We start from the raw sequence: 12,443 nt of genomic DNA on the forward strand, positions 1-12,443 counted from the left end.
TGGTCGGCGCGCTGGCTTGCTGGAACATTGCACGGGCAGGTTGCGGCCCACGAATGGCGAAAGGGGCGGCATGCCCCGTTGCCGGCGGGGTTCGCCCCGCCTATCGTGCAGGGGGTCAGTTTCCTCCAAGTCGGGTTTCATGCCAGCCAAGGATATCGCGATCGCGGGATGCGGCCCGGCAGGGCTGGCGGCCGCACTGATGTTGCATCGCGACGGACATCGGGTCAGGCTGTTCGAGCGCTTCGAAACGCCTCGTCCGGTCGGATCCGGTCTGATGATCCAGCCGACCGGGCTCGCCGTCCTTCAGGAATTGAAGCTCGCCGAAGCCACCCTTGCGGCGGGGGCCAGGATCGACCGGCTCTTCGGGCGCGCCGAACCGTCGCAGCGCATCGTGCTCGACGTGCGCTATGCGGCGCTCGGACAGGATGCCGGCCACGGCATCGGCATTCATCGCGCTGCGCTGTTCGACATCCTGCACGACGCTGCACGAGAGGCCGGCATTGCGGTCGAGGCCGGCCGCAGCGTGGCCTCAAGCGAAATCGTCGGGGCTAACAGGCGCACGCTCATCTTTGCCGACGGCACACGGACGGAACCCTTCGACCTTATCGTGGATGCCCTTGGCACCATGAGCCCGCTCGCGTGCCATCAGGGCCGGCCGCTGGCCTATGGCGCGCTCTGGGCCAGTCTCGATTGGCCACACTGTGCGGGCTTCGACATGGCAACGCTGGAACAGCGCTATATCCGCGCGAGCACGATGGTCGGGGTCCTGCCTATCGGCCGGCTGGCCCAGGGACCGACCGCAAAGGCAGCCTTCTTCTGGTCGCTGCGCTGCGACCGCCTCCCGGACTGGCAGCGCTCCGGACTTGCGGTGTGGAAGGCGGATGTCCTCAAGCTATGGCCGGCAACCGCGCCCCTCCTCGCGCAGATCGAAACGCCGGATCAACTGACTTTCGCGCGCTATGCCCATAGGACCACTCCCATCCCGACGGAGCCTGGCCTGATCCATATCGGCGATTCCTGGCATTCGACGAGCCCGCAGCTCGGTCAGGGAGCCAATATGGCCCTGCTGGACGCCTTCGCGCTCGCAAAGGCCCTGCGCGACGGGAACCAGGCGACGACCGCGCCAGGCCTCGCCATCGCCGCGCGCCGCCGACATGTCTGGCTCTATCAAACCATGAGCGCGCTGTTCACCCCGGTCTATCAATCCGACAGCCGGGTCCTGCCTCTGCTGCGCGATCGGATCGTCGGGCCGCTGGCCCGGATCTGGCCGGCGCCTGCCATCCTGGCGGCGATGGTCAGCGGTTTGATCGGCGCTCCCCTGAAACGGCTCGGGCTCACCGCCCCAGCGGCCGGACGGCTTGGGGAAGAGATCGAAGCGCAGACCAGGGGCCGGCGCCTGATCGTCTTTGACGGTGAATGCGTGATGTGCTCGCAGCAGGCGCAATTCGTCATGCGCCGTGACCGTGAACGCCGCTTCACGCTCACCACCGCGCAAGGCCCCCTTGGCCAGACACTCTATCATCGCCTCGGGCTCCCCCGGCAGGACTTCGAGACGATGCTGCTGGTCGAGGACAGTCGAATCCTGGGCCAGTCGGATGCCGTCATCGCCATCGCGGCAGGACTGGGCTGGCCCTGGCGCGTCGCGCTGGCGGCACGCCTCATTCCACGCCCACTGCGCGACCGGCTCTATCGCTGGGTTGCCCGCAATCGCTACCGCTGGTTCGGCCGACGCGAAACCTGCTGGCGCCCCACTCCGGACATGGCGGACCGTATCCTGTGAAGGTTCTGCTGCTCGGCGGCTATGGCGGCTTCGGTGCCCGCATCGCCCGGCGACTGGCCGATGCGGGGCATGAGGTCCTGGTCGCCGGACGCAGCCGGGAGAAGGCGGAGCATTTCTGCGCTTGCCGGCCGCGCCTCACACCGCTTCGCCTGGACCGGGACCGCGATATCGCGCAGGCGCTCGCCGTGCATCGCCCTGCTGTCCTGATCGACGCCGCAGGCCCCTTCCAGGGTCTGGGCTACGCGGTCGCTCGCGCCTGTATCGCCGCCAGGTGCCACTATCTCGACATCGCCGATGCGCGCGACTTCGTCACCGGCATCGGGACACTCACCGAGGAGGCACGGACTGCGGGAGTGATCGTCATCTCGGGCGCCTCCAGCGTACCCGCCTTGTCCGGGGCCGTGGTACGCGCACTCGCCGACGGCATGGACGATGTCAGCGCGGTCGAGATTGCGATCAGCGCCTCGAATCGCGCGACCGCCGGCACTTCGGTTACGAAGGCGATCTTCTCCTATATCGGCAAGCCGATCTCGCTCTGGCGCGGAGGGCGCCGGACGAGCGGCTTCGGCTGGCAGGACGTCAGGAGCCAGGACTTCATGATCACCGGCGAGGCACCTCTCGCAGGCCGCCTCATGGGCCTCGCAGATGTGCCGGATCTTGCTCTCCTGCCCGATCGCCTTCCGGGGAAGCCCTCCGTCAGTTTTCGAGCCGGCACCGAGCTCCGATGGCAGAACCGGGCGCTTTGGCTGGCAAGCTGGCCCGTTCGCTGGGGTTGGATCCCGAACCTGGCCCGTTTCGCGCCGCTGGTGCTTCACGCGCAACGGCTGACCTCGTCATGGGGCAGTGACCGATCCGGCATGATGGTCCGAGCGTTCGGGCACATTGGCAGACAGGCCGTCGAGCGGCGATGGACATTGATTGCGAGCGAAGGCGACGGCCCAGAGATTCCCGGTCTGGCGGCCGCCATCATCGTCGATCGCCTCGCCAGGGGTGATGCCCCGGTCGGCGCCTGCGATGCCGGCGAGATGCTGTCGCTGTCGGAATTCGAGCCGGCCTTCACGCAACTGGCGATCCGGCACGAGATGGCAGCGCTGCCGCAGCCGCCCCCGCTCTATGCGCGGGTGCTTGGGCCCGCCTTTGCCTCCCTGCCTGCGCCCGTGCGCGCGATCCACACTGTCCTGCGCGATGGCGGCGCGCAGGGACGGGCCATGGTGACGCGCGGGCGCAACCCGGTTGCGCGCGCTATCGCAGCCCTTTTCGGCTTTCCACCTGAAGGGGAGCATGAGCTCCACGTCGCCTTTGCAGAGAGCGGCGGCGTCGAAACCTGGATTCGCGACTTCTCCGGCCGCCGTTTCAGCAGCCAGTTGTCGCAACAGGCCCAACGGCTCGTGGAACGATTTGGCCCGCTGCGTTTCGGCTTCGATCTCGTCGCTGACGACAAGGGGCTCGCGATGCACCTGAAGCGTTGGTGGCTGGGCCCCGTCCCCCTGCCACTTGCCCTGGCGCCTCGCTCGCTGGCGCGCGAATGGGAGGAGGATGGCCGCTTCCATTTCGATGTCCCGATCGCATTGCCGCTGATCGGACTGGTCGTGCACTATTGCGGCTGGCTCCAGCCTGCGGCTGAAAGTGCCGGAACCTCACAACAGAACGCGCCGGACAGCGTCCCGCGCGTTCTGGCTGGTTGAACCCGTCAGGGCTGCCCCCGAGGGCAGCCTGGGCTCGGTCAGGCGGCTTCGGCCAACTCCACTTTCGCCTCGACATGCTTCAGCGGCTTGTTCCCGGTCAGGGCCCGCATCAGCACATAGAAGACCGGGGTCAGGAAGATGCCGAAGGCGGTGACGCCGATCATGCCGGCGAAGACCGCGATGCCCATCGCCTGACGCATCTCGGCGCCGGCACCGGTCGAAATCACCAGCGGCACCACGCCCATGATGAAGGCGAGCGAGGTCATCAGGATCGGACGCAGGCGCAGACGGCTGGCTTCAATCGCGGCCTCGACCGGCGTCTTGCCCTCGAATTCCAGTTCGCGGGCGAACTCGACGATCAGGATCGCGTTCTTCGCAGATAGCCCGACCAGCACGACGAGACCGATCTGGGTGAAGACGTTGTTGTCGCCACCGCTCCACCAGACGCCGGCCATAGCGGCAAGCAGACCCATCGGGATGATCAGGATGATCGCGATCGGCAGTGTCAGGCTCTCGTACTGGGCGGCAAGCACCAGGAAGACGAGCAGGATCGCGATCGGGAAGACGATCAGCGAAGAGTTGCCCGCCAGGATCTCCTGATAGGTCAGGTCCGTCCACTCGAACGCAAAGCCCTTCGGCAGCGTCTCGTTGGCAATGCGCTCCGCCGCCGCCTGGGCCTGCCCCGACGAGAAGCCTGGCGCCGGACCGGCATTGATGTCGGCGGCCAGGAAGCCGTTGTAGCGCATCGCCCGTTCCGGCCCGGCATCGGCACGCACGTTCAGCACGGCGCTGAGCGGAACCATTTCGCCCGAGGTCGAGCGCACCCGGAGCTTGCCGATATCCTCCTGATAGGCCCGGAAGGGCGCATCAGCCTGGACGCGAACGGTGTAGGTGCGCCCGAACTTGTTGAAATCGTTGACATAGGACGAGCCGAGATAGATCTGCAGCGTCTCGAAGACATCGGTCACCGGCACGCCGAGCTGGCGGGCCTTGGTGCGATCGATATCGGCGTAGAGCTGCGGAACATTCACCTGGAAGCTCGAGAACATGCCAGCGAGCTCGGGCGCCGTCGCGGCCTTGGCCATGAAGGCCTTGGTTGCTTCATCGAGCGCCCTATAGCCAAGGCCGGCACGGTCCTCGATCTGCAGCTTGAAGCCTCCGATCGTACCGAGCCCCTGCACAGGCGGCGGCGGGAACATCGCGATGAACGCCTCCTTGATGCCGGCGAACTCCTTGTTGAGCTGCATGGCGATCGCGGCGCCATTGAGCGAGGGATCCTTGCGCTGCTCGAAGGGCTTCAGCGTCACGAAGACGATGCCGGCATTCGACGAGTTGGTGAAGCCGTTGATCGAGAGGCCGGGAAAGGACACCGCACTCTGGACACCGGGATGCTTCAGGGCGATCTCGCCCATCTTGCGGATGACGTCCTCGGTGCGATCGAGCGTGGCGGCATCGGGCAGCTGCGCGAAGCCGACGAGATACTGCTTGTCCTGGCCGGGCACGAAGCCTCCCGGGACGGTGCGGAACAGCACGACCGTCAGGCCGACGAGCACGAGGTAGACCGCCATCATCGCCGTCTTGCGCGTCAGGATGCGACGCACGCCGCCGCCATAGGCCTGCGAGCTGCGATTGAAGAAGCGATTGAATCCGCGGAAGAACCAGCCGAACAGCTTGTCCATGACGCGGGTCAGCGCGTCCTTCGGTGCGTGGTGCGAACGCAGCAGCAGGGCTGCCAGCGCCGGCGACAACGTCAGTGAGTTGATCGCCGAGATCACCGTCGAGATCGCGATGGTCAGCGCAAACTGGCGATAGAACTGGCCGGTCAAGCCACTGATGAAGGCAAGCGGCACGAAGACCGCGACCAGCACCAATGCAATCGCGATGATCGGGCCGGAGACCTCGCGCATCGCCTTGTAAGTCGCCTGGCGCGGCTCCAGTCCCTGCTCGATATTGCGCTCGACATTCTCGACCACGACGATGGCGTCGTCGACGACGATGCCGATGGCGAGCACGAGGCCGAACAGGCTGAGCGCGTTGATGGAGAAGCCGAAGAGATACATCACGGCGAAGGTGCCGATGACCGAGACCGGCACGGCGACCAGCGGGATGATCGAGGCCCGCCAGGTCTGCAGGAAGACGATGACGACGAGCACGACCAGCGCGATGGCCTCGAGCAGGGTGGTGATGACGGCCTTGATCGAGGCGCGCACGAACTGGGTCGTGTCGTAGACGATCGCGTAGTCCACGCCTTCCGGCATGTTCTGCTTGATCTCGCGCATCACCGCCTGGACGTTGTCGGCGATGGCGATGGCATTCGAGCCCGGCGCCTGGAAGATCGGCACCGCGACCGCCGACTTGTTGTCGAGCAGCGAGCGCAGGGCATAGTCGGCCGCGCCGAGTTCGATGCGCGCGACATCCTTCAGCCGCGTCACAGCCCCGGTCGAGTTGGTGCGGATGATGATCTCGCCGAACTCCTCCTCATTCTGAAGGCGGCCCTGGGCATTGACCGAGAGCTGGAGATCGAGCCCCGGGGCGTTCGGCGAGGCGCCGATGACGCCTGCTGCTGCCTGGACATTCTGCGCGCGGATCTCGCGCACGACGTCGCTGGGCGAGAGCCCGTGCTCGGAGACCTTCTGCGGATCGAGCCAGACGCGCAGCGAATAGTCGCCCGAGCCGAAAAGCTGGACCTGGCCGACGCCATCGATCCGCGCCAGCCTGTCCTTGACGTTCAGGACTGCATAGTTGCGCAGATAGGTCATATCGTAGCGATCGTTCGGCGAGGTGATGTGCACCACCATCGTCAGGTCCGGCGAGCTCTTGATCGTGGTGACGCCGAGGCGCCGCACCTCTTCCGGCAAGCGGGGTTCCGCCTGCGAGACGCGGTTCTGCACGAGCTGCTGTGCCTTGTCGGGGTCGGTGCCGAGCTTGAAGGTGACGTTCAGCGTCATCACGCCATCGGTCGTCGCCTGGCTGGACATATAGAGCATGCCCTCGACACCGTTGATCTGCTCCTCGATCGGCGTGGCCACGGTTTCGGCGATGACACGAGGATTGGCGCCCGGATACTGCGCGCGCACCACCACGGTGGGCGGCACGACTTCGGGATATTCCGAGATCGGCAGCACACGCAGCGAGAGCAGGCCAGCGACCAGGATGAGAACCGACAGCACGCCCGCGAAGATCGGGCGATCGATGAAGAACTTGGAGAGATTCATGAGATGCCCCCTTCGGGCGCCTCGGGCCTGACGACGGGCGCCATCACGCAACGTCGTCAGCACCCGAGTTCTGATAGGCGTCCCAGCTCAGCGCTGGGCGATTTCCGTGGGTCCTGCACCGGCCACCCGGCGCAGCTCTGACTTCTCGGCCATCGGCACCTGCTCGGGAGCCACAACTGCGCCCGGACGAATGCGCTGCAGGCCGTTGACGACGATCCTTTCGCCCGGCTTGAGCCCGGCTGTGACGATGCGCAGCCCTTCATTGGCTGAGCCGAGCGTCACCTCGCGCCAGCTCGCCTTGAGATCGTCGCCGACGACGAAGACGAACTTCTTGTTCTGGTCGGTGCCGATCGCGCGCTCATTGATCACCAGCGCAGGCTCGGTCCGGGCCTGACCCATGCGCAGGCGCACGAACTGGCCCGGCATCAGCGTGCCATCGGGATTGTCGAAGATCGCCCGCACCCGAACGGTGCCGCTGCCGACATCGACGCTGTTGTCGACGAATTGCAGCCGACCGGTGATCGGAGTGCCGTCCTGAGTCGCCGTGCCCATCTGGACCGGGATGCGCTCCAGCGCACGCGGGCCATCCGAGGCCGGCAGCGAGCCAAGCGCCCTCAGCACCGTGTTCTCGTCCGCATTGAAGCTGGCATAGATCGGATCGACCGAGACCAGCGTCGTCATCAGCGAAGCCCCTGCCCCGGCCGCGACGAGGTTGCCGACGGTCACCTCGAGCCGCCCGATCCGGCCGCTGATCGGCGCCCTGATCTGGGTGTAGTCGAGGTTCAGCCGCGCGGTCTGCAGGGCTGCCTGGGCGGCGCGGTGATTGGCCTGCGCTTCACGGAGTGCATTCAGACGCGCATCGAGATCGCGCTGCGAGACGTTCTGCGTCGTCATCAGCTTCTGGCCGCGCTCATGCTCGTTGGCGGCAAGCGCCACCCGGGCTTCGGCAGCCAGGACCTGGGCCTGGGCGCGCTCGAACTCGGCGAGATAGGGCGCCTGGTCGATGCTGATCAGCAGGTCGCCCTGCCTGACGAGGTTGCCCTGCTTGAAGTGCACGGCCTCGACCACACCGGCGACGCGCGAACGCACATCGACGCGCTCGATCGCCTCCAGACGACCGGAGAACTCGGCCCAGTTGGTCAGCTCACGTTGCTCGACGAGCGCGACCGAAACCGGGGTCGCCTGCGCGGCCGCCGGAGCGGCGTCGCTCTGGGCCTTGTCGGAGCCGTTCATCACGAGCAGGACGGCGGCAAGTGAGATGGTGGCGGCCAGGCTTCCGCCCAGCAGGCCATGACGGATCGTTCCCTGAATCATGGGTTCATTCCTTGCGAGAGAAGAGAGGATCAGTGGGTGGCGCTGGCCTGGATCAGGACGGCGCGGTGGATTTGAAGAACTCGGTTACATGGTCACATGCCAGACAGAGGCAGGACCCCTCCTTGGGAGCCTCGGCATAGGCTCCAGGCCAATGGCTTGGCGCAGTCTGCACGTAGCGGCTGACCGCGACACCCGCTTCCTGCAGCCGGCAGGCATAACTTGCGCATTCATCACGCAGCGGATCATCCTCCGCCGTGATCAGCAGGGCAGGAGCCAATCCGGCGAGCCGCGACGCGTTGAGTGGCGCCGCATAGGGATGAGCCGCCTTGTCCGGCGAACCCAGATAATCGTGCCAGCCATCGGCCCAGCGACATCCCACGGGGCCGGCATCGGCCTCACGCAGCGAATAGGTCCCAAGGCAGGAATCCAGCATTGGCGAGAGCAGGATCTGCCCGGCGAGCGGCGGCCCCTGCCGGTCCCGCACCATCATGGCGAGAGCCGCGGCCAGATTGCCGCCGGCCTCTTCGCCAGCGACATAGAATGGGGCGCTCTTCGAGACCCAGCGGCTGCGCGCCTTGTAGAGCGCCAGCAAGCCACCAAATACGGCCTCCAGCACATCGGGGAAACGATGCATTGGCGCGAGCGGGTAATCGACCGAAACGACAGCGGCACCGGCGCGAGCCAGGATTGTCGCGACCGCCTCTCCGCTTGCCAGCGAGCCCTCGTTGAAGGTGCCGCCATGCAGGTGCATGACGAACGCAGTGTTGCGGTTGAGCTCTGCCGGGATGAACACACGCGCCGCCAGCGGGACTGGCTTGGCAGCAATCACCTCATCCCGCCATGTCACGGCGATGGGGCGGTCGAGGGTGGCGGTCTGAGCGGACATGGCGTGTCCCAGCGGCTTCTGTTGCAATGCAAGCTGATTTAGATCATCGTGTTTTGGCAATAAATATCCATTGAGTTCATTCATTATTTCCATATGGAAACAATCGAAGAAGGACCTGCTAGAGAAAGCCATGGATCAGCTCAGCGCCATGCGCGCCTTTGTCCGCGTCGTCGAAGCCGGCACCTTCACCCGTGCCGCCGATCTGCTCGACATGCCCAAGCCGACGGTGACCAAGCAGATCCAGCAGCTTGAGTCGCATCTCCACGCCAAGCTCCTCAACCGCACGACCCGGCGCGTGACGGTGACGATGGACGGGGCAGCCTATTACGAGCGCGCGCTCAGGGTCCTGAACGAAATCGACGAGCTCGACGGCAGCATGGCCTCGTCACAGGCCAGGCCGAGCGGGCGTTTGCGCGTCGACGTCAGCGCGCCGCTGGCCATGCGGGTCATCATCCCGAACCTGCCTGAATTCCATGCGCGCTATCCCGACATTCAGCTCGACCTCGGCCTCAGCGACCGACCTGCCGATCTGCTGGCGGAAAATCTCGATTGCGCCGTCCGGGCCGGCGAGCTCACGGACCAGAGCCTGATCGCCCGGCGCATCGGCGAGATGTATCTCGTGACCTGCGCCTCCCCCTCCTATATCCAGCGCCATGGCGAACCCCGGCATCCCACCGACCTCGAGGGCGATCATTTCATCGTCGGCTATCGCTATGCCGGGACCAGCCGCACAGCTCCCTTCACCTATGCCGACGGCAAGGAAAGCCACGAGATCAGGGGACGCTTCGTGGTGTCGCTGAACGAAGGCGCGGGTTACGTCGCCGCCGCGCTGGCGGGGCTCGGCATCGTTCAGGCGCCAACCTTCATGGTGCAGGAGGATATCGCCGCCGGCCGGCTCGTGCCGCTGCTGACGAACTGGTGCTCGACACCCAAGCCGCTGCACATCGTCTACCCGCCGAACCGTCATCTCAGCAACAAGGTGCGCGTCTTCGTCGACTGGCTGGCCGAGCTCTTCGCCAAGGACGACCTGATCCAGCGGCGCTCCAGGCTGCCGCATTGCGCTTGAGGACGCGAGGGCGCGGGGACACGATATGCGTCGATCCCCGCGCCCTGGGCCAGGCCATCCCCTTCGCCCGAATAGTTCAGGCCAGTGAGTTCACGCGGCCTGCGAACTCGCCGTCGGCTTCACATTCTGGTTCATGCGAAACAGGTTCGACGGGTCATAGCGCCGCTTCAACTCGGCAAGGCGGTGGTAACTGCCTCCGTACGCTGCCTGGACGCGGTCCATCTCGTCTGCCGGCATGAAGTTGATATAGGCCGTTCCGGCTGAATACGGCCTGGCTGCTTCAAACAGCGCGCGCGCCCAGCCGATGCAAGCCTGGTCCATGCCCTGTTCACGCCAGCGCGCATGAACATTCATGACGAAATGGGAGCTGCGCTGCGGAAAGGCGGTGGCGTCCGCGGCAACCCGACCGGCCTCTCCACCGACATGACCGATGAAGATCTCACATTCCGGGCCAGGCAGGCGACGCACCGCGCCAATCAGAATCCTGATCGTTGCATCCGAGAGCTCGGTGAAGTCGTGGCTCTTCCAGTAATTGCGGGCACCGGGAGTGAGCAGCGGATCGAAGGCCTGTTGCCACGCCGTGAACGGTGCAGGCCCAACCACGTCGGCGATCGGCTTTCCGATGGAACGGAGCCTGGCAGTCGCCTTTTCGCCTTCGGCGATGTCGCCACAATAGCACATCGCGAGCACCAGCACCTCCTTGCCATGCCACTCGACCGGGAGGAACGGTAGGGGCGGCGCCTGCCGCATCACGACCCAGCAGGTCAGCTCGTCGGGCGCCATTTCGAGCGCCTGACGATATTCCCTCAGAATCGTCTCGGCATCATCGAACGGATGCACGACGAGGCCTGCCAAGACCTGGGGTCCAAGCTTGTGAAGCCGGAATTCGAAGGAGGTAACCACCCCGAAATTTCCGCCGCCGCCGCGTAGCGCCCAGAACAGGTCCGGATTTTCCGATTGGCTTGCGCGCCTGAGCTCGCCATCCGCCGTCACCACCTCGACTGACAAGAGGTTGTCCAGGGTAAGCCCGAACTTCCGCGTGATCCAGCCGAAGCCGCCGCCCAGCGTCAGGCCGGCAACGCCCGTGGTCGAATTGATGCCCGTCGGCACCGCCAACCCGAATTCCTGTGTTTCCCTGTCGAGATCGGCCAGGGTTGCGCCCGGCTCGACCCAAGCGCGCTGCGATGTCGCGTCGACACGGACCGATTTCATCGGTGACAGGTCGATCATCAGGCCGCCGTCACAGACGGCGTTTCCGGCAATGCCGTGCCCGCCGCCACGCACGGAAACCAGCAGCCCGTTGTCACGCGCAAATCGCACGGCGCTGACAACATCTGCTGCGACCGCGCAACGTATGATCAGGCCGGGCCGGCGATCGACCATCCCATTCCAGATCGCGCGCGCACCATCATAGGCTGCATCCGTCTCGTCGACGAGACTGCCATGGAGCTGCGCGGCGAGCGTCTCGATGGCCGAGGCGCTGATGGACTTCGTTCCGGATGTCAGTGTCGTGAGGCTCTGGGCTTGCATGATCGTTCCTCCCGAATGGGTCATGAACTCTCAGCCCCCCGCCACAAGAATTCTGCGCCTGCGCCGGGCCGCACTCAATGACGCAGATCACAGAAGCTCGGATTTCAACGTTTCAGGGGATGGAGCTTTGGCGTAGCCGTTCGATGCGACGACGGCGCCGGCCTGGGAGAATGGCACGCGGCTCCAGTCGGGATGGGAGGTGCGCCGGCTGATCGGGACCACGCCACCTCATGCGGAACGAGCTTCCTTCCGCGCATCGAGCTCGGCCGCAACGGCAGCGATGCCGCCAAAGGCGAAACGCTGGAAATGGGCGACCATCTCGTCAACGGCGCCGCGATCCGATGCCAGGTCGGGAAAGACCTGCGCGAGGACCTGGCGGTTGCCGACCAGCATCACGACGAAGGGGGCAATGACAGTGAGACAGCAGCGGGCAACGACGGGATGATCATGCGGCACGCCCAGGATTTCGCCGACGATCCCGGTGACGATGCGCTTCTTCGGGAGAATCTCGCGATCCCGCAGTACGGCGAAGGCGGGTGACGGTGCCAGCACCTCACGGCTCAGGACCCGCAAGGACCAGCTCGAGGAGGCAGGCCCCATGATCGTGCGGACCACGAGACCAATGAGGGTGCGAAGCTTGTCCTCCGGAGCCCCCGGCGCCTGCGCCAGCTTGAGCAGCCGATCATAGGTGAGCAGGCGGCGATGCGCCTCGACCAGCACCTCGGCATAGAGCCCGTCGATGCCGCCATAGTAGTAATTCACGGCAGCAGAGCTGCTGCCCGCCCGCTCGGCGATCTCCTTGCCCGTGGCGCGATCAAAGCCCTTTTCCGCGAAGACCTCTCCGGCCGCATCGAGAATCTGAGCCTTGGTGGCCGCTCCATCCTCGCGGCGGCCGGGCAATTTTCGAGGAATCGCTCGTTTCATGATCGGAAGCTTAACGCTCATCAAGATTATTTGAAAGATAGAA

Annotated in this window: 8 protein-coding genes; 3 read left to right on the plus strand and 5 right to left on the minus strand. The window is 65.5% G+C overall.

Going from position 1 to position 12,443, the window contains the following annotated elements:
* Positions 1-139 precede the first annotated feature (139 nt).
* Together AB4099_RS23220 and AB4099_RS23225 are read left to right on the plus strand one after the other, a co-directional pair.
* The gene (locus tag AB4099_RS23220; RefSeq protein WP_441479782.1) at positions 140-1,780 is read left to right on the plus strand and encodes a DCC1-like thiol-disulfide oxidoreductase family protein; all 1,641 of its coding nucleotides are present in this window, start codon (positions 140-142) and stop codon (positions 1,778-1,780) included.
* The gene (locus tag AB4099_RS23225) at positions 1,777-3,465 is read left to right on the plus strand and encodes a DUF4166 domain-containing protein (RefSeq protein ID WP_441479783.1); all 1,689 of its coding nucleotides are present in this window, start codon (positions 1,777-1,779) and stop codon (positions 3,463-3,465) included. The genes AB4099_RS23220 and AB4099_RS23225 overlap by 4 nt, the downstream gene beginning before the upstream one ends.
* Before the next feature lie 38 nt (positions 3,466-3,503).
* On the opposite strand, the gene AB4099_RS23230 is transcribed toward AB4099_RS23225, so the two are convergent.
* The 3 genes from AB4099_RS23230 to AB4099_RS23240 form a co-directional block, all read right to left on the minus strand.
* Positions 3,504-6,680, minus strand: a complete 3,177-nt coding sequence (locus AB4099_RS23230; protein WP_441479784.1) for an efflux RND transporter permease subunit — start codon at positions 6,678-6,680, stop codon at positions 3,504-3,506.
* 87 nt (positions 6,681-6,767) lie between these two features.
* A complete protein-coding gene (locus AB4099_RS23235) occupies positions 6,768-7,994 on the minus strand; it encodes an efflux RND transporter periplasmic adaptor subunit (protein ID WP_441479785.1) in 1,227 nt (408 codons plus the stop codon).
* 52 nt (positions 7,995-8,046) lie between these two features.
* Positions 8,047-8,880: an alpha/beta hydrolase fold domain-containing protein gene (locus AB4099_RS23240; RefSeq protein WP_441479786.1), complete on the minus strand. Its 834-nt coding sequence runs from the start codon at positions 8,878-8,880 to the stop codon at positions 8,047-8,049.
* A 130-nt stretch (positions 8,881-9,010) separates the two neighbouring features.
* Here AB4099_RS23240 and AB4099_RS23245 point away from each other — a divergent pair, with 130 nt between their 5' ends.
* On the plus strand, positions 9,011-9,946 hold the full coding sequence (locus AB4099_RS23245) for a LysR family transcriptional regulator (RefSeq protein ID WP_113514996.1): 936 nt from the start codon (positions 9,011-9,013) through the stop codon (positions 9,944-9,946).
* A gap of 90 nt (positions 9,947-10,036) precedes the next feature.
* Here the strand turns inward: AB4099_RS23245 and AB4099_RS23250 are convergent, their stop codons facing one another.
* Together AB4099_RS23250 and AB4099_RS23255 are read right to left on the minus strand one after the other, a co-directional pair.
* Positions 10,037-11,476 (minus strand): FAD-binding oxidoreductase, encoded by a 1,440-nt coding sequence (locus tag AB4099_RS23250; protein WP_441479787.1) that lies wholly within the window; start codon positions 11,474-11,476, stop codon positions 10,037-10,039.
* Between the two features lie 228 nt (positions 11,477-11,704).
* A complete protein-coding gene (locus AB4099_RS23255; protein WP_162768127.1) occupies positions 11,705-12,400 on the minus strand; it encodes a TetR/AcrR family transcriptional regulator in 696 nt (231 codons plus the stop codon).
* Between the last annotated feature and the right edge of the window lie 43 nt (positions 12,401-12,443).

This window comes from Allobosea sp. 2KB_26 (genome assembly GCF_052115715.1).
Taxonomy (GTDB): domain Bacteria; phylum Pseudomonadota; class Alphaproteobacteria; order Rhizobiales; family Beijerinckiaceae; genus Allobosea.